Genomic DNA, 25,727 nt, shown 5'->3' with positions numbered 1-25,727 from the left:
GGCGTGCGTGGGTATAAACCCCGCATGCCGACGCCACCAATCCCGTTCCAAGCCCTTAGCGGCACCCGCGTCCTCAGCCTGGCGCTGAACCTGCCCGGCCCCGCCGCCCTGCTACGCTGCCGGCGCATGGGCGCCGCCTGCACCAAGCTGGAACCACGCGCCCCATCGGGCCACGCCAGCGGGGACCCGATGGCAACGTACAGCCCAGGCGCGTATGCCGATCTGCACGACGGCATTCGCGTGCTGCAGGCGAACTTGAAAACCGATGCCGGCCAGGCGGTGCTGCAAGACGAACTCGCCCAGGCCGATGTGCTGATCACTTCATTTCGCCCCTCTGCGCTGCACAAGCTGGGTCTGGGCTGGCCCGCGCTGGCCGCGCGCTATCCAAGGCTGTCGCTGGTGCGCATCGTCGGCGCGCCGGACGAACGGGCGGAAGAGCCGGGCCATGACCTGACCTACCTGGCGCAGGCCGACCTCATCGCCGGCTGCACGCTGCCCCCCACGCTCTATGCCGACATGGCCGGCGCGCTCATCGCCACAGAGGCCGTGCTGCAGGCGCAGCTGGCCCGCGCAGCGTCGGGCCAGGGCGTCTGCATCGACGTGGCACTGGAAGACGCCGCCCAGTGGCTGGGCTTGCCGCGCGGCTGGGCCTTGAGCAGCGCAGCGGGCGACGTGGGCGGCGGGCACGCTGGCTACGGCGTGTATCCCTGCGCCGACGGCCGCGTGGCGGTGGCGGCGCTGGAGCCGCACTTCGCCGCCCGCTTTTTTAGCGCGGCGGGCCTGGCGACAGACAGCGACGCGCGTCTGCCGGCCACGCGATCGGCGGTAGCCCGCTTCTTGCAAGGCCAGACGCGCTCCAGCCTGGATGCGTTGGCGGTGTCGCAGGACATTCCCCTGCACACGCTGGCGCCCGGTTGATTGGGCAGGGCCGAGGTACCACGCCGCGAAATGCTACTATTTTTATAGCTACAAGCGCTTTATCAACGGGCGCTAGAGGCACTTTTGGCTTAAAACGCTGTCGCAGGCGGCCGGCACCGTCCGACACCCGCCAGGCAAGCCCTGGCGTTCAATCCCTACCGACACCCACCAAGGAACGCCATGAAGCCCTTCGCCCTCACGCCTGACATGACCTCCGCCGCCGGCACCTTCTACCCGACCGGCTACGTCTTTGCGCTGTTCCCTGACGAAGCCGCCGCCCGTTCGGCGGCGGATGCCATGCAGACGCAGGGCCGCGACGACATCGCGCATGCCACGCCAGACGCCATCCTGCAACACGTGGTGCGCACGCTGGAGGACGCTGACGAACCGCTGCCGTCCGTCGGTGCAGAAGGCGTTATCGTGCGCCGCATTGCAGACATGTCCAGCAACGGCAGCCATGCGCTCTTCTTCGCGGCGGACGACGACGACTCACCCGACTCGCTGGCCGACGCGCTGGAGCCGCTGGGAGCGCAAGCGGCCTTCTACTACCGCACCTTGATCATCGAAGAGCTGATTTCTACGCCCGTGCCCTGACCCGCTCTGCGAACAGCCCGACCCTGGCTCGCGCTACTCGGGTCTGACACCTCGGCGGCCAGCGATATCCACGCTATAGTCATTTCCATGCTCTGGACTGAAGCACTCCCTGCCCACTGCCTTTGCGCCCCGCGGCGAGGCGCGCAGGGGTGTCCAGGCACACAGGCCGTCAGCCGTCGGTAGGACACCATCCATGAGCGTGCCGCTGCAGCCACCGCGATTTCGTCGGCTGCCATACATGCTCCGATTTTCTTGGCCCCTGATCGCCATGGTGGTGTTACAGGCGGCGCTTGCAGCCTCCAGCATCTGGGTCGTCTCCGTTTTGCGCGCCTACGTGCAAGGTGAAAGCCAGTGGAGCAAGGCGCAAAAGGACGCGGTTCTCCATCTCAGCCATTACGCCGACACTGGCGAAGCGCGTTTCTTAGCGCGGTTTGAAGAAGCCATCGCCGTCCCCCTGGCAGATCGGCAGGCACGGCAACTGGTGGGAATGAGCCCCCCCGACCTGAAAGGCGCCCAAGCTGCAGCGTTGCGTGGCGGCAACCACCGGGACGATGTCGGGGGCCTGATCTTCTTGCTGTACCACTTCCACGACTCACTGCTGCTGCGCGAGCCTATCGCCCTGTGGGAGATGGGCGACCAGTACATCCAGGAGCTGCTGCAGTTGGCGGCGGTCATACGAGACGCCGTGGCCGTTGGCCAGCCAGACGCTGCAACGCGCCATGGCTGGCAGAGCCGAATTCAGCAAATTGACGAAGGCGCCACGCCGGCCACGGTGGGCTTCAGCCGTGCGCTGGGCGAATCCTCACGGCGCATCACAGATTTTCTGCTGGCCGTGAATGCGCTCACCGCAGGCGTGCTGGTGCTGCTGACCCTGCTGCACACCCTCAACCTCGTCACACAGCGCCGCCGCGTGGAAGACACCTTGCACGGCGAGCGCGAACAGGCCCGCGCCACTTTGGCGGCCATTGGCGATGGCGTGGTAACCACCACCGTGGACGGACGCATCGTCTACCTGAATCCTGCGGCAGAAGCCATTCTGGAGCGCCCGCTGCACAGCCTGGCCCATCAGCAACTGACCGATCTGCTGCAGTTCGCAGGCGGTGATGATGAGGGCGATGACGGCAGTCCGATTGCGCCGCGCCTGCTGCAACGCGCGCTGCACGCGGGCGGCCTGTTGCACGAATCACCCACGCTGCAACTGCGCCGCCCCGACGGCAGCACCCTGCCCGTTACGGTGGTGGGCTCGCCGCTGTATGACCAGGGTGCGGTGTCGGGCGCTGTGCTGGTGCTGCACGACATGCGGCGCGAGCAGGAGTATCTGGAGCAGCTTTCCTGGCAGGCGACCCACGATGCGCTCACCGGCCTGGTCAACCGCCGCGAATTCGAGCGCAGGCTGGCCGCCCTGCTCGCCCGCCCCCAAGACGAGGGCCACGCCGAGGCCGCCGGTAGCCTGCTATATGTGGATCTGGACCAGTTCAAACTGATCAACGACACCTGCGGCCACCCCGCAGGCGACGCCATGCTGCGGGCCGTGTGCCAATTGCTGCAAGGCGGACTGCGTGAGGGCGACACCCTGGCGCGGCTCGGAGGTGACGAGTTCGGCGTGCTGCTGGAAAGCTGCCCGCCTGCCACCGCCTGGCAGATTGCCAGCGAGCTGCGGCAAAGCGCACAGGCCCTGCAACTGCCCTGGGATGACCGAGTGCTGCGCACGGGCCTGAGCATCGGGCTGGTGCATCTGACGCCCGACCTGGACACGCTGCAGGAAGTGCTGCGCGTGGCCGATATGGCTTGCTATGGCGCCAAGGAACGTGGCCGCAACACCGTGTACGTGCACCAGCCACACGACGCTGCCCTGACGCGCAGCGCGAGCGACATGGACTGGATCCAGCGCATTCGCAACGCGCTGGAGCATGGGCTTTTCAGCCTGCATGCGCAGGAGATCGTGCCGCTGCAGCGCCGCGTCCCGCACACCGGCAAGCATGTAGAGCTACTGCTGCGCTTGGACGACGGATCGCAGGCGTCAGCCACGCCCGGCCAATTCATTCCGGCGGCCGAGCGCTTCGGACTCATGCCCGCCATCGACCGCTGGGTGGTTCGGCGCGCCTTGGCGGAACTGGCGCGCAGGCGCGAGGCAGGTGATACCCCAGTCATCAGCTTGTGCGCCATCAACCTGTCGGGCACCAGCGTGGGTGAAGAGAGTCTGCTCGGCTTTCTGCGCGAGCAGATCGCGCTGCACGGCGTGCCGCCCGACCTGCTGTGCTTCGAGATCACCGAAACCGCCGCCATAGCCCACATGCCCAATGCGATCCGGCTGATCCGCGAGCTCAAGCAGCAGGGCTGCCGGTTCTCGCTGGACGATTTCGGCGCGGGCATGTCGTCCTTCACCTACCTGCGGCAACTGCCCGTGGACTACCTGAAGATCGACGGCGGACTGGTGCGCGACATCATCGAAGACCCGGCCAACCGGGCGATGGTGGAGATGATCAACCACATCGGGCACGTGATGGGCAAGGAAACAATTGCCGAATTCGCCGAAAGCGCGGCCATTGTGCAGGCCTTGCGCAACATGGGCATAGACCACGGCCAGGGCTATGCGATCGGCCGTCCCTGCCTTTTCACCCCGGCCCTTCCGCCCGCCAGGCACATGCTGCCGGGGGAAGGACAAAAGCTGCCGTCAGCGCCCCTTGCGCAGCGGTTTGCCACCGACGGGCTTGCTGCCAGCGGCGGGCTTGGCGCCGGCTAGCCCCGCGCGCGGAGGCAGTCCCGTGTGCTGCGTCAGCATGCGGCCCTGCACGGGCTGCTGCACCGTCTTTCGGGTGGGCGATGCGGTGCTGTTGCTGCGGCGCGCACTCTGATAGCTGCCATCCGTCATCGGCTGGAAGGTCGGAATCAGGTGGTGCTTGCCATTGCCGATCAGGTCGGCCCGGCCCATGGTCTTGAGCGCATCGCGCAGCAGTGGCCAGTTGTTGGGGTCGTGGTAGCGCAAGAAGGCCTTGTGCAGCCGGCGGCGCTTTTCACCCCGCACGATGTCCACACCTTCGCTGTCGCGGCCGATCTTGCGCAGCGGATTCTTGCCCGAGTGGTACATGGCAGTCGCCGTCGCCATGGGGCTGGGGTAGAACGTCTGCACCTGGTCGGCGCGGAAGCCGTTCTTCTTGAGCCAGATCGCGAGGTTCATCATGTCCTCGTCACTGGTGCCCGGGTGCGCGGCGATGAAGTACGGGATCAAGAACTGCTTCTTGCCGGCCTCTTCGCTGAACTGCTCGAACATCTGCTTGAACTTGTCATAGCTGCCGATGCCCGGCTTCATCATCTTGGTGAGGGGGCCCTGCTCGGTGTGTTCGGGGGCGATCTTGAGGTAGCCGCCCACGTGGTGCTGCACCAGTTCCTTCACGTACTCAGGGCTCTTCACCGCCAGGTCGTAGCGCAGGCCCGAGCCGATCAAAATCTTCTTGATGCCCTTGAGCGCGCGGCCGCGACGGTAGATTTTGATGAGCGGATCGTGGTCGGTGCCCAGGTTCGAGCAGATGCCCGGGTACACACAGCTGGGCTTGCGGCAGGCCGCTTCGATCTCGGGGCTCTTGCAGCCCAGCCGGTACATGTTGGCCGTGGGGCCGCCCAGGTCGGAAATGGTGCCGGTGAAGCCGCTCACCTTGTCGCGAATGTCTTCGATCTCCTGAATGATCGAATCTTCGGAGCGGCTCTGGATGATGCGGCCCTCGTGCTCGGTGATCGAGCAGAAGGTGCAGCCGCCAAAGCAGCCGCGCATGATGTTCACGGAAAAGCGAATCATCTCCCACGCGGGGATCTTGGTGGAATGGTCGTGGCTGCCGTTCTCGTCTGCGTAGCTCGGGTGCGGGCCGCGCGCGTAGGTCAGGTCGAACACGTGGTCCATCTCCGCCGTGGTCAGCGGGATGGGCGGCGGGTTGATCCACACGTCGCGCGCCGTGGCGCCCTCACCGTGCGCCTGCACCAGGGCGCGGGCGTTGCCGGGGTTGGTCTCCAGGTGCAACACGCGGTTGGCGTGGGCATACAGCACCGGATCGCTCTTGACCTGCTCGTAGCTGGGCAGCCGGATCACGCTCTTGTCGCGCGGCGGAACCTTGATTTTGGAGCGCAAGGCTGGGTTGGCGACGAACTGGATGGGCTGGATCGCAGGGTTGGAGGCTTTTTGGCCTCCAGCGCTTGCTGCACCGGCGTTGGCAGCTATTGATTCAGGAGCATCGTCCTTGCTGCATGTGGTGCCTTGCGAGGCGGCCTGCTCGCTGGTCGTCATGTACGGGTTGACGTGCGACTCGACCCGGCCCGGCTCGTCCACCGAGCTGGAATCGATCTCGAACCAGCCCTGGCCCGATTCGTCGCCCGGCCGGCGCACGAAGGCGGTGCCGCGCACGTCGGTGATCTGCTCGACCGGCTCACGCGCCGCGAGGCGGTGGGCGACTTCGACCAAGGCACGTTCGGCGTTGCCATAAAGCAACAGGTCACACTTGGCATCCACCACGATGGAGCGGCGCACCTTGTCGCTCCAATAGTCGTAATGGGCAATACGGCGCAGGCTGCCTTCGATGCCGCCCAGAATGATGGGCACGTCCTTGAACGCCTCGCGGCAGCGCTGGCTGTAGACGATGGCGGCGCGGTCGGGGCGCTTGCCGCCGATGTCGCCCGGCGTGTAGGCGTCGTCGCTGCGGATCTTCCGGTCAGCGGTGTACCGGTTGATCATGGAATCCATGTTGCCCGCCGTCACGCCCCAGAACAGGTTGGGCTTGCCCAGCACCTTGAACGGATCGGCGCTCTGCCAGTCGGGCTGCGCAATGATGCCCACGCGAAAGCCCTGTGCCTCCAGCGTGCGGCCGATCACCGCCATGCCGAAGCTGGGGTGGTCCACATACGCGTCGCCCGTGACCAGGATCACATCGCAGCTGTCCCAGCCCAGCTGCTGCATTTCCTCGCGGCTCATGGGCAGAAACGGGGCCGTGCCGAACCGCTTCGCCCAATACGGGCGATAGCTGGTGAGCGGCTTGGCGGCGCGCGCAAAAAAGGAAACGTCGACAGGGGCGTTCATCAATGGGTATGTGGGGGGAGGGCCGTGGATTTTAGGTGTTTCGGGCCCGCTGCGCTGGAACAGCGCCGGCCCGCCCCGCGCGCAACGCGGTTTTAATTCCACCTCGTAGAACGATAGGCTTTGTCCTCTATTAGTGATAACCACATGGCTCTTGCCTTTGGCCAGTAATCCAAAGATAGTCCGCTTACGTATTGAGACAAGTCGTTGCTCTTCGTCAAATTTATTACCTCACGCCCCAGGACATGCCATGCAGCCTCCAACCATGAAAGTCAAAACCCAGCTCACCCTCGCTTTCGGTGCATTGGTGGTCGTCGTTCTCATCGTCTCCGGGCTGTCGCTCAAGTCGCTGGGTGAAGCAGATCGCACGTTCACGGGCTATGTCAGCGGCATCGACAAGCAGACGAACCTGGTCGACAGCATGCGCAACGCCGTCAATCGCCGGGCAGTGGCTGTGCGTAACCAGGTACTGGCGACGATGCCGGAAGAGTCGGCCAAGGAGCGGGAGCTGGTTCTCAAGGCTGACGCGGATGTGCAGACGCACATGGAAGACCTGAAGAAGCTGATTGCGGCAGACACCGCCGCGCCTGCTTCCACCCTCGCCCTGATCGCCGACATGCAGCGCATTGAATCGATCTATGGACCTGTTGCGCGCAGCATCGTGCAACTGGCGACGTCGGGCCAGCACGAAGCTGCCGTGACGAAGATCAATGCCGAATGCCGCCCCCTGCTAGCGCAATTGACCGGCAAGGTGTCCGAGTTCGTAGTTGATGCAGGCGTCCGCGCCGAGCAGATGCAGCGGGAGGCAAATGACCGCTTCGACCACCAGCGCAACGTGATGATCGCTGCCTGCCTGGCCGCGCTGGCCATGGCCATTGCTGCGGGTCTGGTGATTGCACGGCGTCTCACGCGTGCTCTGGGCGCCGAGCCGGCAGAGCTGGGCATGGCCGCCCAGCGTGTGGCCGCTGGAGACCTCAGCCCGCTGAATTTGAGCCAGGCCATCTCGCCCAACAGCGTGCTGGCGTCTCTTGCCGCCATGCAAGGCAGCCTGGCGGACATCGTGACCAAGGTGCGCGGATCGTCCGACTCCATCGCCACCGGCTCGTCGGAAATCGCCTCAGGCAGCACCGACCTCAGCTACCGCACCGAGCAGCAGGCCAGCGCGCTGCAGGAAACCGCGGCCACCATGGATGAGCTCAGCGCCACCGTGCGCCACAACGCCGAAAGTGCCAAGCAGGCCAATCAGTTGGCCCAAGGAGCATCCACGGTGGCGCTGCAAGGCGGCGAAGTCGTCGGCCAGGTGGTGACGACGATGCGTACCATCAACGAGAGCTCGCGCCGCATTGCAGACATCATCGGCGTGATCGACTCCATTGCTTTCCAGACCAACATCCTGGCGCTCAACGCTGCCGTGGAAGCAGCCCGCGCGGGCGACCAGGGCCGCGGATTTGCCGTGGTGGCCAGCGAGGTGCGCAATCTGGCCCAGCGCAGTGCCCAAGCCGCGCGTGAGATCAAGACGCTCATCACCGACAGCGTGACGCAAGTAGAAGAAGGCTCAGCGCTGGTGGACCGCGCCGGCTCCACGATGGACGAAGTAGTCAAGTCGATCAAGCGCGTGACCGAAATCGTTGGCGAGATCAGCGCGGCCAGCAGTGAGCAAAGCAATGGCGTGGCGCAAGTGGGCCAGGCCGTACAGCAGATGGATCAGGCCACGCAGCAGAACGCCGCCCTGGTGGAAGAAAGCGCCGCTGCCGCGCAAAGCCTGCAGCAGCAGGCAAGAGACTTGGTGCAGTCGGTGTCGCTCTTCAAACTACAGCCGGACTATGCCGCGCTGGGCCACGCAGCGCCATCGCTGCGCCTGGCGTCGACTCCGGCGTAAGCTCACCACTCACCGATGGCACGCACCCGCTGGTCCAGGTCAGCCGGCGGGTCGTCATAAGCCGACACCAGCGTCGGCGCCGCGCCACTCGCAGCCCGGTCTTCCTGAACCACCCCGAAGCGCGCAGCACTCGACTCAGCCCCTACGAAAGAAGAGGTGGAGAACAAATTGTTCAGCGCGAGGGGCAGGTTGAGGGAGAACATGGCAAGCTTCCTTGATGCGGGACGGTGTACGTGGCGGCTGCGGATGAGCGTAGAAGCAAAGCCCCACCAGGCCATGTAGGCCGCAACCGCGTGGGTGCGTCTGTAGTTCAATGAAGACACATCAACGAAGCGGCCGCCTGCGAAAGTGCGAGAGCCGCTTGTGCTTTTAGGGCTGCGCTTTCAGCGAGAGCCTGCAGCTATTTGGCCATCGTCAGCGTGCCTTTCATGATGGCCGAGTGGCCGGGGAACGAGCAGAAGTACGCATAGGACTCGCCCGCCTTCAAACCGCTGGTGGCAAACGTCACCGAATCGGCCTCGCCGCCGCCGATGACCTTGGTGTGTGCGATGACACGGGTGTCGCCGTCTTTCACGTACTGCTTGGTGGCGCCAGCGGCCATGCCATCCGTGGCGGCAGCTTGCAGATCGGCCGCCTTGGTCAAGACCCAGTTGTGGCCCATGGCGGTTTTGGGCAGCTTGCCTGCATGCTTGAGCTTGACGGTGAATTGCTTGCAGCTGGCCGGCACAGCGATGCTGGCCTTGTTGAACTGCATTGCGTCGTTGCCTTCGATCTCGGTTGCGCAGTCGGCCGCCCAGGCGGGTGCTGCCACCGCGCACACTGCCACCAGCGCCAGGGATTTCCAGATCTTTGCCATGTCGTCATCGCCTTTCAGAATGAGGGTCGGAGCCTTCGTGAACGAATCGTAGACACCCGCTGTTTTTCACAGGTTGACGTGCATCAAGTCGCGCCGTGATGGCGCCTCACTTCCGGCCCGCTGCTGCGCATCTACACTTCGCGCCCCATGCCACAGACCCTGAGCGCCCCCGCCCACAGCGAAATCGTCATCAAGAAAAGCCGTTTCATCGGTTGCGTGCAGCCCATGGCCGACCGGGCATCGGCGCAGGCAGCGGTCGACGCGCTCTGGAAGCAGCACCCCGGCGCGGCGCATGTCTGCTGGGCGCTGCTGGCGGGCGGGCAGTCAGCAGCCGTAGATGACGGCGAGCCCGGCGGCACTGCTGGCAGGCCCATGCTGGACGTGTTGCGCCATCAGGATCTGGAAGGCGTGCTGGCCACCGTCGTGCGCTATTTCGGCGGGGTGAAGCTGGGCGCGGGTGGCCTGGTGCGGGCCTACACCGACACCATTGCACAGGCGCTGCTGGTTGCCGACAAGGTGCTGCTGCAGCGCATGGCGACGCTGGAATGCGAGGTGCCCTATGCGCTGGAGGGCCTGCTGCGGCGCGAGATCGACGCGGCCGGGGCCGAGCTTTTGCAGGTCACGCATGCCTCGCAAGTCGTGCTGCGGATGCGCTTGCCGCAGACCCTGGCCGAAGCATTCAGCCAGCGCATCAACGACGGGGCCCAAGGCCGCGTCGGCTGGCATGCAGTGGCGGACTGACGCTACTCCCAGCCCGCAACAGGGCCTTGCCACCTACACGCGGGCCCACAGGTGGCGGCGACACTCGTTCACCCTCCATTTTTTCTTTCAGCAGGACTGCGTTCATGAGCCAACCCCTCGACGTCATCATCATCGGTGCCGGATCTGCCGGTCTGGCAGCCCTGCGTGAAGTGCGCAAGCGCACCGAGCGCTATCTCATCGTCAACGACGGGCCGTGGGGCACCACCTGCGCGCGGGTGGGCTGCATGCCTTCGAAGATGCTGCTGGAAGCCGGCAACGCCTTTCATGCGCGGCACAAGCTGACGCCGCTGGGCATCCACGGCGGCGACGGCCTGTCGGTCGACCTGCCGGCCGTGCTGGAACGCGTGCGCGCCCTGCGCGATGATTTCGTCGAGGCCACGCTGGAGTCGACCGACGCCGGCGAGCGCGGAATATCCGGCCGCGCCAGGCTGCTGGACGCGCACCGCGTCGACGTGGGCGGCACAGTCTACGAAGCCAGGAACATCATCGTTGCCACCGGCTCGCGCCCTGTGGTGCCCGAGCCCTGGCTGGCCTTCGGCGACCGCATCCTGACCACCGACACTCTGTTCGAGCAAGCCACGCTGGGCCCGCGCATCGCCGTGATCGGCCTCGGCCCGGTGGGCTGCGAAATGACGCAGGCGCTGGCTCGCCTTGGCCTGGAAGTGACAGCCTTCAGCAAGCAGCCCTCGGTGGCCGGCCTGTCGGATCCCGTCATCAACGACACGCTGGTCAAGCTGATGAAGGACGAGACCATCATCAACATCGGCGGTGACGTGGAGCTGCGCGAGGTGCCAGGCGGCATCGAGGTGACCAATGGCAGCGCCACCGTGGTCGTCGATCAGGTGCTGGCCGCGCTGGGCCGCAAGCCCAATGTCGAGCACTTGGGACTGGACACCCTCGGACTCGATCTGGACGACAAGGGCTTGCCGCCCATCGAGCCGCGTTCGCTGCAGGTGGGCGACTTGCGCATATTCATCGCTGGCGACGCGGACGGCGACCGGCCCTTGCTGCACGAGGCGGCCGACGAGGGCCACATCGCCGGGCTCAATGCCTTTGCGGATGAGCCGCGCCGATTCAAGCGCCGTACACGCCTGGCCATCTCTTTCACCCAGCCCAACGCCGCCGTGGTGGGCCGCCGCCATGCGGCGCTGGTCGAGAGCGGCGATGACAGCTTCATCACCGGCAGCGTGAACTTCGACAACCAGGGCCGGGCGCGCGTGGCGCAACGCAACCACGGACGGCTGAGCGTGTACGCCGACAAGGCCACCGGCCGCCTGCTGGGCGCCGAGATGTGCGCACCGGACGGCGAGCACCTGGCCCACCTGCTGGCGCTGGCCATCGAGCGTGAATTGACGGTGGCCGAACTGCTGGGCATGCCCTTCTACCATCCGGTGCTGGAAGAAGGCCTGCGCACTGCGTTGCGCGACGCGGCGTCGCACCTGCCCCGCATGTCCGACTCGGACCTGGGCGCCTGCGCCGCGTTTGGCACCAGCGCGCTGGATTGACCGGGGCCGCCGGTAGCGAGGCAAAGGTGCTCAACTTGGCCGTGCATCTGCCGATAACGTGGCATCCCTCGTGATCTCAGGAGCCATTCCATGGACGTCTCTCTCAGCAATTCCATCGTCAACACTGCCACTGCCCTGGCCAGCCGGCAGACGTCGGACGCCGTGAATGTGGCGGTGCTGAAAAAGGCCATCGACATTCAGGCAGCCGGCGCCGCCACACTGCTGCAATCGGTGCAACCGGCGGCGCAGCCGGCTCTGGCCTCCTCCGGATCGCTGGGCACCCAGGTCAATACGTTTGCCTGAAGCGCTCCAAGCGATTGCTATATTATTTATAGCTACTAGCGCTTGATGGATAAGCGCTAGAGGCCAATTTGGCTTGAATTCTCGGCGCAGTTACCGCAGCCGCGCGGGCGACAGGCCCGCCACCTCCACACCTTCGCGCTGCAGCGACGCGTCGAGCGGCTCGCCCAACAGCAACTGGCGCGCCAGTAGCGACGCGCCCGCCGCGCTCTGAATGCCATAGCCGCCCTGCGCGGCCAGCCAGAAGAAGCCCGGCACATGGTTGTCCCAGCCGATCACCATGTCACCGTCGGCCACGAACGAGCGCAGGCCAGCCCAGGTGTGCGACGGGCGGCGGATCTGGAAGGTGGTCATCTGCTCGATGTGATAAATGCCGGTGGCCACGTCCAGCTCTTCGGGCACCACGTCGTGCGGATGGGTCGGGTCGGCATTGGCGGGCGAGCCCAGCAGCTGCCCCGCGTCAGGCTTGAAATAGCAGCTTTCATCCACCGCCACCACGGCCGGCCACGCGCTGCTGTCCATGCCCGGCGGCGCACTGAACGTGAAGGCCGTACGGCGGCGCGGTTCCAGGCCAATGGGGCGCACGCCCGCCTGCACAGCGACCACATCGGCCCAGGCGCCGGCCGCGTTGACCAGCGTTCGGGCCTGCAGCACCTCGCCGGTGGCCAGCGTCACGCGCCAGCTGCCCTCCTCACCCGATGCGCCAAGCTCCCGCACCAGCGCCGTCACCTCCGCGCCGGTGCGCACCTGGCCGCCGCGCTGGCGCAGGCCGCGCAAGTAACCCTGGTGCAGCGCATGCACGTCGATGTCGGCCGCGTCCGGCTCGGCCATGCCGGCAACTGCGGTCTCCGGGCGCAGGCATGGCACCAAAGCCAGCAGCTCGGCCTGTTCAATGCGGCGCACATGGGGCGAGCGGGCACGCGCCTCGGCCAGCGCTTCGTCAAGCAAAGGCAACTGGTCTGGCCCGGCCACGTACACCACGCCGCGCGGGCTCAGGATCGGATCGGTGCCGAATTCGGACGGCGGCGCGTCATAGAAGGCGCGGCTGGCCCGCGTCAGCGCGCGGATGTTGGGCGTGCCGTAGGTTTCCATGTACAGCGCGGCGGATCGGCCGGTGGTGTGATAGCCCGGCTGCGATTCACGCTCGAGCACCAGCACGCGCGCTGCGCCTTCACTGGCACTGTTAACGGCACTGACCGCCAGTTGCCAGCCCACGGAGGCACCGGCAATGCCGGCACCGATGACGATGAAATCGAAAGACTGCATGCAACGGCCCCTGGTTCACACAGCAGATACGGTGCCGGTGGAGACACGGCCGTCCGCGCGAGGCACGCCGCGCGCGTCCTGCGCATCGGGCGCTTCGGTGACGATGGAGGTCAGCGCAGGCTGGGCCGGCGCCAGTGCCGCCAGGTCGGGCCGGGGCCGCTGCAGGCCCTCGATGCCGGCAAACGCCTGCTCCAGCGACTGGCCCACGCCCAGCGTGCGCACGTCGCCGCGGAATGGCCCGACTACCTGCAAGCCGAAGGGCATGCCGGCCTGGTCCCGCCCACACGGCAGGCTGAGCGCTGGGTGCGTTGTCAGCGTGGTCACATAGGTCAGGCCCAGCCAGCGGTAGTAGTTGGCCTGCACCTCGCCGTTGATGTGACTGGCGAACAGCTCAGTCCAGGCAAATGGCGAGACCGGTGTCGTGGGCGCCAGGATCACGTCGAACTCTTCGAACGCTTTTTGGAAGCGCGCCAGGATGCGCGTCTGCTCGGCCTGCGCCCAGGCGCTGTCGATCAGCGACATGGCCGCGCCCATCTCGTAATTGGCGCGCGTGTTGGGCCCCAGGCTGGCCGGGTCGCGCTCGTACGCGTCGCGCGTGCTGGCGACGAAGGCCTCGGCGCGCAGCACGTCGAAACAGCGGTGTACGTCGCCCAGGTCGAACTCGATGGCGTCACAGCTTTTGAACAGGTGCCGCATGGCGCCGATCTTCTGGCGGAATACGCGGCGAATGCCTTCGTCCACCGCGCAGGCGCCGAAGTCTTCGGTGTAGCCCACGCGCAGGCCGGCCAAGTCCACCGGCTCGGGCGCCAGGAAGCCCAACGGGTCGAGCGGGTAGCTCAGCGGGTCGCCCGCCGACATGCCGGCCGTGGCGGCCAGTTGCAGGCAGGCCTCGGCCACGGTGCGGCCCATGGGGCCGACGACCGAAATCGGTGTCCAGCCCAGCAGTTTGCGAGAGCTCGGCACTACGCCAGGCGACGGCCTGAAACCCACCACGCCGCAGATCGACGCCGGTATGCGCAGCGACCCGCCCGTGTCCGAGCCCGTGCACACCGGCAGCATGTCGCAGGCCAGCGCCGCAGCCGAGCCGCCCGAGGAGCCGCCCGCATTCAGGTTCGGGTTGAACGGGTTGCCCGTGGCGCCCCACACCGTGTTGCGCGAATTGGCGCCGGCGCCCATTTCCGGAATGTTGGTCTTTCCCGTGACGATGGCACCGGCCGCGCGCAGGCGCGCCACCAGCACGTTGTCTTGCGCCGGAACGTTCTCGCGATAGATCTGCGAGCCGTAGGTGGTCAGCAGGCCGGCCGTGGCTTCCAGGTCTTTCACGCCCATCGGCAGGCCGTGCAGCAGGCCAAGGGGCTCGCCGGCCAGCACGGCCTTTTCGGCCGCGCGCGCTTCGGTGCGGGCACGGTCGTAGCAGGTGGCGGTGACGGCGTTGACGAACGGGTTTACCGCCTCGATGCGGTCGATGCAGGCGTCCAGCAATTCGACGGGCGAGATCTCGCGCGTGGCGATGCGTTGGCGCAGTTCGTTGGCGGACAGCTCCACCAGGCGGGAATCAGAGGTCATGGTGTTTCAGCAACAAAAAAGGATGGCAGCGGCCAGCGTATCCGATGGCGCGGGCGATCAATCGGCCTGAATGCCGGCTCGCTGGGCGATGGCACGCATCAGCGGCAGTTCTTTTTCGACCAGCGCACTGACTTCCTTGGCCGACGCATACGCCGGCTCGAAGCCATTGGCCAGCAGCTTGTCGCGTGTATCAGGGTCTGCCACGACCTTGGCCAGCGCTTGCTCCAGCTTGGTCTTCACGGCAGGCGGCAAGCCGGCGGGGGCGACCAGGGCGAGCCAGGTGTCCATCTCCACGCCAGGGAACCCGCTCTCGGCCAGTGTGGGCACCTGCGGCAGCAGGGCCGAACGGTGCGCGGAGGTGACGGCGATCGCGCGGATCTTGCCGTCTTTCAGCTGCGGCACGGCGGCGGAAACGGTATCGACCGTGAACGGAATCTGCCCGCCCATCAGATCGACCATGGCCGGCGCACTGCCCTTGTACGGCACGTGCTGGATCTTCAGGCCAGCTGCATTGAAGAACATTTCGCCCGCAAACTGCGAGGTGGTGCCGGTGCCGTAGGAGCCGTATGAATATTTGTCCGGCGCAGCTTTTACCGTGCTGATGAACTGCTTCACATCCCGCACTGGCACGTCCTTGTTCGCCAGCAGGATCAAGCCGGTACGCCCTGCGATGCCGATAGGCTCGAAGCTCTTGACCGGGTCGTACGGCAGTCGCGCGCGGATGGCCGGGTTGACGGTGAAGGTGGTGCCCGAACTCATCAGCAGCGTGTAGCCGTCCGGCGCGGCCTTGGCCACGTAGCTCGCTCCAATCACCGTGCCCGCGCCAGCGCGGTTGTCGATCACCACGCTCTGGCCCAGCGTGTCTCCCAGCTTCTTGCCGATGAGCCGGCCCAGCACGTCGGTGGCGCCGCCCGGCGGGAAGGGAATGACCAGCGTGATGGGCTTGTTCGGATAGCTCTCTTGCGCGCTGGCAAGCACCGGCGCGAAGGCCGTGGTGGCAGCAGCAGCGGCGCACCACAGGGCAGACAACATCTTGGGTCGGATCATGGCGGCATCTCCGGAAAAGGCAGGGTTGACGAAAACGGAACAGTGAAAAGGTATGGACTGAATCAGCGGGCAGCGGCTGCAAGGCTGGCACGGCCTCGATCGGCGAAGCGTTCATATTCCTGCGGCGGAACGAAAAGTCCTCCGGTCGTCCAGACCAGGTGCGTGCTCTGCGCAAGGGTTCTGTCCAGGCCAAATTCCTGCAGCCAGGCACGGCCTGCGGCAGTGCCGGTCAGCAGGCCCGGGCCGCTGAAGCCTGCGGCGGCCGAGGGCTCAATGCGCTCGCCGGTCGCATCCAGCACCTGCACAAGGTGTTCAAACAAGGTGGCGTCGCGCACGGTAAAGCAGCCCGAAATCACCGGCCGCATCAACGCTGCAGCCAGCAGCGACGCGCGCGGCACGGCCAGGCCGTCGGCCTCGGTGGCGTTGGTCAGGCCATGGTCGTACACGGAAGGGTGCGCGCCGTCGCCCGCCAGCATCTGCACCAGAAAACAAGGCGACTGCACGGGCTCCGCAAAGAAGCAATGCACGTGTGGCCCCAGCAATTGACGCAGGCCGAACGCGATGCCTGCGGGAGCGCCTCCCACGCCGCATGGCAGGTAAACGAAGAGCGGGTGCTCTGCATCGACCGCAATGCCGGCCTGCTGCAATTGCTGCTGCAAGTGCGGCGCCGCCGCGCTGTAGCCCAGCAACAGCGACAGCGAGCGCTCGTCATCGACGAAGTGGCAGAACGGGTCGGCCTCGGCCTGAGCGCGGCCGGCGGCCACCGCGCGCTCGTAGTCGCCCGCGTGTTCCACAACCTGCACGCCGCGCTGGCGCAGCCGCTCTTTCTTCCATTCCTTGGCGTCGGCCGACATGTGCACCGCGGCCTGAAACCCCAGCGCGGACGCCGCCACGCCAATGCTCAACCCCAGGTTGCCGGTGGAGCCCACCGCCACCTGGTAGCGCCCGAACACCGCGCGCGCCTGCGGCGTGGACAGCGCGCGGTAGGCGTCGGCGTCGGCACCCGGCGCGATCAGGCCGTGTTCCAACGCCAGCCGCTCGGCAAATTCCAGCACCTCGTGCAGACCGCCCCGCGCCTTGATGGATCCGGCCACGGGCAGGCGGTGGTCTGCCTTGATCCACAACGCGCCCACCTCGGGCGGCAGGCCCAGCACCGGCTGCAGGGCGGCGGCGGGCAGCAGCGGCGACTCGATCACGCCGTTGCCTTCGAGCTCAGGAAACAGGTCAGCCAGCAGTGCAGCAAACCGCGCGAAGCGGGCCACGGCGGCATTCGTATCATCCAGGCTAATGGCGATGTCACCAGCGACCAGTGCGGCGGGCAAGGCCGGCACACGGTGCGGGTTGACCCACAGCCACGGCTCTGCCCGCCGCAGCGCGCCCGGTGTGTCTGAAAGCACTGTGTCGGCCAATGTGGAAGAAGAGAAAGGTGTCGTCTGCATGGCGCCCATTCTTCGCCTTGCCGCGCACCCCGCACAACGCATTTATATTGACGCTCGCATCAGCGAAACTAATGAAGCCACCGCTATGGATCTGCGTCTTTCTCCTTCCCTGCTCGCCTGGTTGCGCAGCTTCGACGCTGCCGCACGCCATGGCAGCTTTACCCGCGCGGCGGCCGAGCTGTGCATTACCCAGGGCGCGGTGAGCCAACAGGTCAAGCAGCTGGAGCAGTGGCTGGGCCGCCCGCTTTTCCTGCGCACACCCCGTGCATTGGTGTCCACGCCCGAGGGCAAATGGCTTGCCGTGGTGCTGCGCGAAAGCTTCGATGCCATTGAAAGCACGTTGGCGCAGATGCGCCAGCCAGCCGAGGCCGCCACCGCCACGCTCAGCTGTTCGCCGTCTTTTGCGATGAGCTGGCTCACGCCGCGGCTGGGGGACTTTTTCCGCAAGCACCCGCACACCGGGCTGCGGGTATTTGGTGAATTTCACACGCTGGACCGCACCCGCATGATGCAAGGCGGAATCGAGGCAGCGGTGCGGTTCGATCTGGGTGGCTACCGTGACCTGAATGCCTCTGTTTTTCTGGATGAATGGCTCATTCCCGTGGCCAGCCCTGAATTTCTGACCCGCCATCCGGACATCGCCGCTGCTCAAGACCTGCACGGCGATTGGCTACTGCATGACAGCAGCCCCTGGGACGGCGCCGACCCTTATGAAGAATGGCAGCACTGGTACACCCAGCTCGGCGTGCCGCCGCCGCCCTGGGCGGGCGGCCAGCAATTCAACCTGTCGCAACTGGCCGTCAGTGCCGCCCTGGCCGGCCAAGGTATTGCCATGGGCCGCGCCGCGCTGGTGCTGCAGGACGTGAAGACGGGCCGGCTGGTACCGCTGCTGGACAGCAGCGTTCGGTCGCGGGCCGCCTATTGGTTCGTGTCACCGGCTCACCCCAACCCGGCGATGGAGCAGGTGCATGAGTGGCTGCAGGAAGAGGCGCAGCGCTTTCGTGTGGAGCGGGCACTGGCGCTGCCTGGAGTGGCGGGATAACGCAGGGCGTCATTACACTCCGCAACAATCTGGGCGCCCGCAGCGACGCCCCCGTTTTCTTCGCCCGCCTGCCGTTGGCGGCACCACACCTCCATCGCCGAGCATGAACCTCCTTCAGATCGCCACCGCTGACGCCGCAGCAGCCCACACTTTCATCCAGCGTTGGCAGAACATTACAGCCAGCGAGCTGGCCACCGCGCAGAGCTTTGTGATGGACTTGTGCGGCCTGTTGGGGGTGGAGCGACCGCACCCTACGCCCGAGCAGGACTACATGTTCGAGCGCCCCGTCACCTTCTCACATGGGGACGGCAGCACCAGTGCGGGGCGCATCGATTGCTACCGGCGCGGTCATTTCGTGCTGGAGGCCAAAAAGCTCAAGGCCGGCGCGCATACCAAGGGCTTCGACGATGGCCTGCTGCGCGCACGCAGCCAAGGCGAGGCTTACGCCCGCGCCGTGCCGGCGCCGGAAGGCCGCCCGCCCTTTGTGCTGGTGGTGGACGTAGGCACGGTCATCGAGGTGTATGCCGAATTCAGCCGTACTGGCGGCACCTACACGCCCTACCCTGACCCGCGCAGCCACCGGCTGCAACTGGCCGACCTGATTCAACCCGCGGTGCGAGAACGCCTGCGCCGCATCTGGCGCGAGCCCGAAAGCCTAAACCCCGCCCGCATCAGCGCCCGGGTGACGCGCGAGGTGGCCACGCTGCTGGCGCGCCTGGCCAAGTCGCTGGAGCAGACCAGCAGACCAGCAGACCAGCAGACCAGCAGACCAGCAGACCAGCAGACCAGCAGACCAGATTATAAGCAAAATACGGCTGAAACGCAATGCCCATATGGGTTTATAGCTCCTAAAATAGTAGCCAATTACCTTACCCGTTGCTTGTTTTCCATGTTCGCGGAGGATGTCGGCCTCCTCCCCAAAGGCGCGTTTCTGGGCCTACTGCAAACCCACCGCGATGCGCCGGCCACGCTGCAGAAAATGCTGCGCATCTTGTGGAACGACATGGACCAAGGCGGCTTCAGCGCTGCACTGGCCAAAGACGTGCTGCATTTCAATGGCAAGCTCTTCAAGGGCGCAGCGCAAGACGGCTACAGCCTGCTGCTCACCACCGAGCAGATCGACCTGCTGATCGCAGCCGCCCAATGCAACTGGCGCGAGGTGGAGCCCGCTATCTTCGGCACTTTGCTCGAACGCGCGCTGGACCCCATCGAACGCCACGCACTGGGCGCGCACTACACACCGCGCGCCTATGTCGAGCGGCTGGTGCTGCCCACCGTGATCGAGCCACTGCGCGCGGACTGGGCCAATGCCCAGGCCGCCGCGCTGGTGCTGGCGCACGAGGCTGCCGCGCTGCAGGGCAAGGCCATGGAAGCCAAGCTGGCCGAAGCCCGCGCCGAGGTGAAGAAGTTTCACCACCAGCTCTGCACCACCCGCGTGCTCGACCCGGCCTGCGGCAGTGCCAATTTTTTGTACGTGACGCTCGAACACTTGAAGCGCCTGGAGGGAGAAGTCGTCAACCAGCTCGAAGCGCTGGGCCACACGCAGGGCCAGCTCGGCTTTGAAGGCGAGACCGTCACGCTGCAGCAGTTGCGCGGCATCGAGCTGAATGAACGCGCTGCGGCGTTGGCGGAACTGGTGCTGTGGATTGGCTACCTGCAGTGGCACATCCGCAGCCGGGGCAACGCTGCGGTGGCCGAGCCCGTGATTCACAACTACGGCAACATCGAATGCCGCGATGCGGTGCTGGCGTGGGACTCGCAGGAACTGGCTTACGACGCCAACGGCAAGCTGCTCAGCCGTTGGGACGGCACGACGTTCAAGACGCATCCGGTGACTGGCGAGCCGGTGCCGGATGAGTCCGCACAGGTGCCGCAGTGGCGGTATGTGGGGGCACGCAAGGCGGAGTGGCCGCAGGCGGATTTCATTGTGGGGAATCCGCCGTTTATTGGCGCCGCCAGCATGCGCGGCGCGCTGGGCGACGGCTATGTTCAGGCCCTGCGCGGCGCCTGGCCCGAAGTGCCCGAGAGCGCAGACTTTGTGATGTTTTGGTGGCACCACGCGGCAGGCCAAGTGGCGGCGGGCCACACGCGCCGCATGGGACTCATCACCACCAACAGCTTGCGGCAGACATTCAATCGGCGCGTTGTGCAGGCGGCGCTGGACAAGGGCTGCCATTTGCAAATGGCGATTCCCGACCATCCGTGGGTGGATGGGGCCAACGGCGCGGCCGTGCGTATTGCCATGACAGTGGCAGCGCCCGGGGCGGGTGAAGGGCAATTGCTCACTGTAACGGGGGAGCAACCCGGTGAACATGGGGAAGTAGCAGTGCAGCAGATTTCACGCTCGGGCCTGATACACGCCGACCTGAGCGTAGGCGCCAACGTGGCTGCAGCGCACACTTTGCGCGCGATGTCGGGCATATCGTCGCCCGGCATCAAACTGCACGGTGCGGGCTTCATCGTGACACCCCAGCAAGCTGCAGATTGGAAAAACCCGGATTTGGTACGCCACTACCGCAATGGACGCGACCTGACGGACAAGCCGCGCGGTGCAATGGTGATTGATGCGGTCGGCTTGACGGCAGAAGAATTGCGCACTCAACACCCAGGCGTGTACCAGTGGCTGCTCGAGCACGTTAGACCGGAGCGTGACGTCAAGGGAACTACCAAAGACGGCGCGGGGTACGCAAAACTATGGTGGTTGCATGGCAAACCGCGGCAGGAAATGCGCAAACAACTTGCTGGGCTGCCTCGCTACATTGCCACCGTCGAAACCACCAAGCACCGCACCTTCCAGTTTCTCGATGCCAGCATCCTGCCAGACAACATGCTAATTGCCATCGCCGTGAATGACGCTAAGGTTCTAGGCATCCTGTCCAGTCAGCTACACATCGAATGGGCTTTGGCAACGGGTGGAACACTCGAAGACCGCCCTCGCTACAACAAATCCCGCTGCTTCGAAACCTTCCCCTTCCCCGACGAAGACACCGGCCTGACCCCGCAGCTCCGCGATCGCATCGCCCAACTTGCCGAGCAGATCGACGCCCACCGCAAGCGCGTGCTGGCACCTGAAGCTGCCAACGTCGGCCTCACGCTCACCGGCATCTACAACGTGCTCAGCGCGCTGAGGCAAGGCAAGCCGCTGACAGCCAAAGAGAAAACCCACCACGCCCAAGGCCTGGTCTCCATCCTGCGCGAATTACACGACGAGCTGGACGCCGCCGTGCTGGACGCTTACGGCTTGAGCGCCGATGCAACCACCGATGACATCCTGTCGCACCTGGTGCAGCTCAACACCCAACGCGCCGGCGAAGAGGCCCGGGGCCATGTGCGCTGGCTTCGGCCCGACTTTCAGAATCCGCAAAATTCACCGCAAAAACAGGAGCACCTACCGCAGGCTATTCAAGCGCTGTATGCAGATATAGATAGTGAAAATTCGCTATCAAAACCAGAGCAAATCATAGTCACCCAGCAACGCTGGCCCGCTACCCTGCCGGAGCAGGTTCGCGCTGTGGCAGACGTGCTGACCAGCAGCCTCGCTCCGCTCACACTCGGCGACATCGAATCTCGCTTCAAAGGCCGTGGCCCCTGGAAGAAGGGCCTGCCGACCCTGCTCAGCACCTTGGAAGCATTGGGCCGCGCACAGACGGTGGTGGTGGACGGAGGCGATGCCTGGAGAGGTTGAACTCTTTATGCATCTAAAGAAAATGATCGTCAAAATATTCTTTACCTCAATAAAGCGTATAAAGACGATCATGTCCACTGATCTCATCCCCACCCTGGCCGCCACCCGCAAAGCCCAGCGAATCACCCAGGCCGACCTGGCCGACCGGGCCGGCCTTTCCCGTATGACCGTCCAACGCACCGAAGGCGGCGACCTGGACCCGCGCTTTTCCACCCTGGCAGAGATGGCCCGGGTGCTGGGTCTGGACATCATTGCCGTGCCCAGCGGCCTGCGGCCTGATCTGGAAACATTCATCCAGTCAGGCGGCAAATTCCTGGGCCAGCCCGCTGGCGTGGACGCGCCGCCGTCAGTGGTGGACGGCCTGCGCCAGACCGGCTGACGCCCATCACAGTAAAAACTGCCCGTGTCCACCGCCATTCGCTACCTGCGCCTGTATTTGCACCGTCCCGCGCTCGAAGGCGGCGGGCGGCGCGCCATCGGCTACCTGTCGCAGTACGGTGACATCCTGCGCGTGTCGTTCGACGAAAGCTACATCAACGACCCGCAGCGGCCCACGCTGTCCCTGGGCTACCGGGGCGATACCGAAGCGGCCACGCGGTTAATTCTGGCGTCGGCGCGCGATGCGCGGCTGGTGCGCACCGATGGGCGCTGGCCGGCCTATTTTCAGAACCTGCTGCCCGAAGGCCACAACCGCGAGCGGCTGGCGCGCGAGCGCGGCTGCAGCGCGGACGACGAGTTCGAACTGCTCGCCGCTGCCGGCCACGACCTGATGGGCGCGCTGGAGGTCGAGCCCGTGCCGCCGCAGGATGGCATTCCCGACGTAGTGCGGCACTGGCACACCACGCAGGGGCTGGATGTGCTGGAGCCCGGCTTCGTCGAATTTCCGGTGGAAGACGCGGCTTCGCTGCCCGGCGTAGTGACCAAGTTCAGCGCCGTGCAGGACGGCCGCCGCTACGTCGTCAAACGTAGGGGCGCCGCCGGCAGCGTGATCCTGAAGCTGCCCACCACCGCCCACCCCGACCTCGTCGCCAATGAATACGCCTGCTACCAGCTGTGCCTGGCGCTGGGTCTGGACTGCGCTCAGGCCAGCGTCATCACCCGTGCAGAAGCCGAACTGCCCGAAGCCGTGCCGTTCGACCACATTCTGGCCGTGCAGCGCTTTGACCATCGGCCCGACGGCTCGCGCGTGCACATGGAAGAGTTCAACCAGGTGCTGGGCTACACGCCGCGCCAAAAGTACGGCAAGGGCTTGCTGCAGGACTGGGCCACCATGCTGCGCGTGCTTGACCGCCTGAGCAGCCAGCCGGTGCAGGACGTGCGGGAATTCGTCACGCGCATGGTCGCCTTCATCTTGATGGGCAACACCGACGCGCACTTGAAGAACTGGGCGCTGATCTACCCTGACGGCCGCACGCCCCGGCTGGCGCCGGTCTACGACCCGGTCTGCGTGGCAGCGTTCTTTGGCGGCACGCCCGAAACGCAATACGCCGTGAACCGCGCCATCGACAAGACGCTGCTGGCTTTTGGCTGGGCCGATCTGGAGGCATTGCTGAAAGCCGCTGGGCTGATGCGCGCGGCGCGCTACGTGGCCTGGGCGCGCGAGGCGGCTGCCGTGGCGCAGGCGCAATGGCCGGCGTTGCTGCAGCACGCTCCGCCCGCCATGCGCACCACGGTGCTGCAGCGGCTGAACGGGCAGACCGCGCTCAGCCAGCCCACCCGCTGATTCACGCTGATTGACGCTGAGCCGGGTTGACTCAGCTTCGCGGGGCGACGTTGACCAACGTGGCCTGCATCAGCGCCACGACCTTGGCGGTGCCGTCGCTGGCATACGCGCGCACTTCACCCGTGCAGACGGTCAGCAGCTTGCCCGCACTGACCACGCGGCCGATGGCCTGGAAGCGCTGGCCGATGGCGGGCCGCAGCAGGTTGAGCTTGAATTCCGCCGTGACGATGTCGAAGCCCGCAGGCGCCTTGGTCAACGCCGCGTAGCCGCAGGCGCTGTCCACGATACTGGTGGTGGCGCCGGCGTGCAGGTAGCCGTGCTGCTGCGATAGCGCGGCGGAAAAAGGCAGGTCGATATGCACCTCGCCGTCTTCGACATGCGTGAGCCGTGCGCCCAGCGTGGCCATCAAGCCTTGCGCCGCGAAGTTGGCGGCGACGCGTTCGTGCAGTTCGTTCATGAGCAATCCGTTAGGTCAGCCGCCTATCGTGCCATGGGCGCGTCAACGACCAAAAGGTGCGATCAACGCGGCGCCGCGCTCACCCGCCACACCACGTTGCCCACGTCGTCCGCCACCAGCACGCCGCCCTTGGCGTCCAGCGCCACACCCACCGGGCGGCCCCAGGCATCGCCGCCGGGGCTGACGAAGCCGCTCAGCACTTCCACCGGCGTGCCCTGCGGCTGGCCGCCCACGAAGGGCACGAACACCACGTTGTAGCCGCTGCGGGGCTTGCGGTTCCACGAGCCGTGCTGGCCAATGAAGGCGCCGCTGGCCAGTGCCGATGGCAAGGCGGTGTGCACCTGCGGATCGGAGAACGCCAAGCCCAGCGGCGCGACGTGCGCGCCCAGCGCGTAGCTGGGCACGATGGCCTGGGCAACCAGGTCGGGGCGCGGCGGCTGCACGCGCTCGTCCACATACTGGCCGAAGTAGCTGAAAGGCCAGCCGTAGAAGCCGCCGTCCTTGACCGAGGTGAGGTAGTCGGGCACCAGGTCGCTGCCGATCTGGTCGCGCTCGTTCACCACCGTCCACAGGGTATTGGCGCCTGGCGCCCAGCCCATGCCGTTGGGGTTGCGCAGCCCGCTGGCAAAGATGCGGTGGGCGCCGCTGGCGCGGTCTACCTCCCAGATGGCGGCGCGGCCGCTTTCAGCCTCCAAGCCGTTTTCAGCCACGTTGCTGTTCGAGCCGACGGTGACGTAGAGCTTGGCGCCGTCCGGGCTGGCGATCAGATTCTTCGTCCAGTGGTGGTTGAAAGGCAACGCGGGCAAGTCCACCACCTTGGTGGCAGGCGCGGTGATCTGCGTCTGGCCGGGCTGGTATGGAAAGCGCACCACCGCGTCGGTGTTGGCCACATACAGGTCGCCGCCCACCAGCGCCATGCCGAAGGGCGAATTCAAACCCTGCTGCAGCAGCACGCTGCGGGTTTCGGCAATGCCGTCGCCGTCGATGTCGCGCAGCAAGGTGATTCGGTTGGCGGGCGTGCCGCCCGATCCGGCTCGCGCCATGACCTTGCCCATCACCCAGTTGGTCACCTTCTTCACCACGCCTTCGTCGGGCGATGGCGCCTTGGGCGGCGTGTTGGTTTCTGCCACCAGAACGTCGCCGTTGGGCAGCACCGCCAGCCAGCGCGGGTGGTCCAGCCCGGTGGCGAAAGGCGTCACCTGCATGCCGGTCATGGGCACCGGCTGCTGGCCTTGCGGCCAACCCTTGGCTGGGGCGATGTGGACGGTGGGGATCAGCGTCTTGTTCGGCTCGGGCAAGGTGGGCGCGGGGCCCACGCCGGCTTCAAACGGCAGCTTGGCGGTGTCGCCGCAGGCGGCCAGGCTGGCGACGGCGAGCACGCCCAGCACGCACGCGGGCCAGCGACGGTTGATGGTGGAAGGTTCGAGGGAAGATAGCTGATGAGCCATGGCGCGGTGATCGGGTGTCGAAGAATGTCGCGCAGTGTGGCAGCGCACCGGCTGCACGGTCTGTCAGTGGGCGGCCTGACATGCATCTTCCACTTGCTATTATTTCAATAGCTATCAGCGCTTATACAACAAGCGCTACAGGCCATTTTGATCAATATTTTGGCCTGCAACCCGTCGTATG

20 protein-coding genes are annotated in these 25,727 nt (G+C 65.9%); 11 read left to right on the top strand and 9 right to left on the bottom strand.

What is annotated here, in order from left to right:
- Positions 1–24: 24 nt before the first annotated feature.
- From RQI28_RS00615 to RQI28_RS00605, 3 genes are all read left to right on the top strand, one after another.
- Complete coding sequence (locus RQI28_RS00615) at positions 25–918, top strand: CoA transferase (RefSeq protein ID WP_311220668.1); 894 nt, start codon at positions 25–27, stop codon at positions 916–918.
- A gap of 180 nt (positions 919–1,098) precedes the next feature.
- Positions 1,099–1,512, top strand: a complete 414-nt coding sequence (locus RQI28_RS00610; protein ID WP_311220667.1) for a hypothetical protein — start codon at positions 1,099–1,101, stop codon at positions 1,510–1,512.
- Positions 1,513–1,750: 238 nt separating this feature from the next.
- On the top strand, positions 1,751–4,255 hold the full coding sequence (locus RQI28_RS00605) for an EAL domain-containing protein (protein WP_311220666.1): 2,505 nt from the start codon (positions 1,751–1,753) through the stop codon (positions 4,253–4,255).
- Here RQI28_RS00605 and RQI28_RS00600 read toward each other — a convergent pair.
- The gene (locus tag RQI28_RS00600) at positions 4,187–6,574 is read right to left on the bottom strand and encodes a YgiQ family radical SAM protein (RefSeq protein ID WP_311220665.1); all 2,388 of its coding nucleotides are present in this window, start codon (positions 6,572–6,574) and stop codon (positions 4,187–4,189) included. The genes RQI28_RS00605 and RQI28_RS00600 overlap by 69 nt on opposite strands.
- Positions 6,575–6,821: 247 nt before the next feature.
- Between RQI28_RS00600 and RQI28_RS00595 the strand changes: the two genes are divergently transcribed.
- Complete coding sequence (locus tag RQI28_RS00595) at positions 6,822–8,450, top strand: methyl-accepting chemotaxis protein (RefSeq protein ID WP_311231092.1); 1,629 nt, start codon at positions 6,822–6,824, stop codon at positions 8,448–8,450.
- 2 nt (positions 8,451–8,452) lie between these two features.
- Here the strand turns inward: RQI28_RS00595 and RQI28_RS00590 are convergent, their stop codons facing one another.
- Positions 8,453–8,653, bottom strand: a complete 201-nt coding sequence (locus tag RQI28_RS00590) for a hypothetical protein (protein WP_311220663.1) — start codon at positions 8,651–8,653, stop codon at positions 8,453–8,455.
- Positions 8,654–8,850: 197 nt separating this feature from the next.
- A complete protein-coding gene (gene azu / locus RQI28_RS00585; protein WP_311220662.1) occupies positions 8,851–9,306 on the bottom strand; it encodes an azurin in 456 nt (151 codons plus the stop codon).
- Positions 9,307–9,453: 147 nt separating this feature from the next.
- Between azu and RQI28_RS00580 the strand changes: the two genes are divergently transcribed.
- The 3 genes from RQI28_RS00580 to RQI28_RS00570 all read left to right on the top strand — a co-directional run bounded on the left by RQI28_RS00580 (position 9,454) and on the right by RQI28_RS00570 (position 11,876).
- Positions 9,454–10,047 carry a YigZ family protein gene (locus tag RQI28_RS00580; protein WP_311220661.1) on the top strand — a complete coding sequence of 198 codons (594 nt, stop codon included), beginning with the start codon at positions 9,454–9,456 and terminating at the stop codon, positions 10,045–10,047.
- Positions 10,048–10,151: 104 nt separating this feature from the next.
- Positions 10,152–11,573, top strand: coding sequence for a dihydrolipoyl dehydrogenase (locus RQI28_RS00575; protein ID WP_311220660.1), 1,422 nt, complete (start codon positions 10,152–10,154; stop codon positions 11,571–11,573).
- Positions 11,574–11,663: 90 nt separating this feature from the next.
- Positions 11,664–11,876, top strand: a complete 213-nt coding sequence (locus RQI28_RS00570; protein ID WP_311220659.1) for a YjfB family protein — start codon at positions 11,664–11,666, stop codon at positions 11,874–11,876.
- A gap of 90 nt (positions 11,877–11,966) precedes the next feature.
- On the opposite strand, the gene RQI28_RS00565 is transcribed toward RQI28_RS00570, so the two are convergent.
- From RQI28_RS00565 to RQI28_RS00550, 4 genes are all read right to left on the bottom strand, one after another.
- Positions 11,967–13,139, bottom strand: coding sequence for an FAD-dependent oxidoreductase (locus RQI28_RS00565; protein WP_311220658.1), 1,173 nt, complete (start codon positions 13,137–13,139; stop codon positions 11,967–11,969).
- 15 nt (positions 13,140–13,154) lie between these two features.
- A complete protein-coding gene (locus tag RQI28_RS00560; protein ID WP_311220657.1) occupies positions 13,155–14,705 on the bottom strand; it encodes an amidase family protein in 1,551 nt (516 codons plus the stop codon).
- A 57-nt stretch (positions 14,706–14,762) separates the two neighbouring features.
- Entirely contained in the window at positions 14,763–15,752 is a 990-nt protein-coding gene (locus tag RQI28_RS00555; protein ID WP_311220656.1) for a tripartite tricarboxylate transporter substrate binding protein, read from the bottom strand.
- Between the two features lie 62 nt (positions 15,753–15,814).
- The gene (locus tag RQI28_RS00550) at positions 15,815–17,191 is read right to left on the bottom strand and encodes a D-serine ammonia-lyase (RefSeq protein WP_311220655.1); all 1,377 of its coding nucleotides are present in this window, start codon (positions 17,189–17,191) and stop codon (positions 15,815–15,817) included.
- A gap of 85 nt (positions 17,192–17,276) precedes the next feature.
- Between RQI28_RS00550 and RQI28_RS00545 the strand changes: the two genes are divergently transcribed.
- The 4 genes from RQI28_RS00545 to RQI28_RS00530 all read left to right on the top strand — a co-directional run bounded on the left by RQI28_RS00545 (position 17,277) and on the right by RQI28_RS00530 (position 23,641).
- Positions 17,277–18,233 carry a LysR family transcriptional regulator gene (locus RQI28_RS00545; RefSeq protein WP_311220654.1) on the top strand — a complete coding sequence of 319 codons (957 nt, stop codon included), beginning with the start codon at positions 17,277–17,279 and terminating at the stop codon, positions 18,231–18,233.
- A 103-nt stretch (positions 18,234–18,336) separates the two neighbouring features.
- The gene (locus tag RQI28_RS00540) at positions 18,337–21,918 is read left to right on the top strand and encodes a DNA methyltransferase (protein WP_311230880.1); all 3,582 of its coding nucleotides are present in this window, start codon (positions 18,337–18,339) and stop codon (positions 21,916–21,918) included.
- Between the two features lie 70 nt (positions 21,919–21,988).
- Positions 21,989–22,297, top strand: a complete 309-nt coding sequence (locus RQI28_RS00535) for a helix-turn-helix transcriptional regulator (RefSeq protein ID WP_311220651.1) — start codon at positions 21,989–21,991, stop codon at positions 22,295–22,297.
- Between the two features lie 24 nt (positions 22,298–22,321).
- A complete protein-coding gene (locus RQI28_RS00530) occupies positions 22,322–23,641 on the top strand; it encodes a HipA domain-containing protein (protein WP_311220650.1) in 1,320 nt (439 codons plus the stop codon).
- A 31-nt stretch (positions 23,642–23,672) separates the two neighbouring features.
- Here RQI28_RS00530 and RQI28_RS00525 read toward each other — a convergent pair whose 3' ends face one another.
- Together RQI28_RS00525 and RQI28_RS00520 are read right to left on the bottom strand one after the other, a co-directional pair.
- Positions 23,673–24,098 (bottom strand): PaaI family thioesterase, encoded by a 426-nt coding sequence (locus tag RQI28_RS00525; RefSeq protein ID WP_311220649.1) that lies wholly within the window; start codon positions 24,096–24,098, stop codon positions 23,673–23,675.
- A gap of 62 nt (positions 24,099–24,160) precedes the next feature.
- The gene (locus RQI28_RS00520) at positions 24,161–25,546 is read right to left on the bottom strand and encodes a sorbosone dehydrogenase family protein (RefSeq protein ID WP_311220648.1); all 1,386 of its coding nucleotides are present in this window, start codon (positions 25,544–25,546) and stop codon (positions 24,161–24,163) included.
- Between the last annotated feature and the right edge of the window lie 181 nt (positions 25,547–25,727).

Source organism: Acidovorax sp. WCS2018Noco2-16 (assembly GCF_031843945.1).
Classification (GTDB): domain Bacteria; phylum Pseudomonadota; class Gammaproteobacteria; order Burkholderiales; family Burkholderiaceae_C; genus Paracidovorax.
Note: the sequence above shows the minus strand (reverse complement) of the source record. Positions and strands in the feature narration are given on the sequence as shown.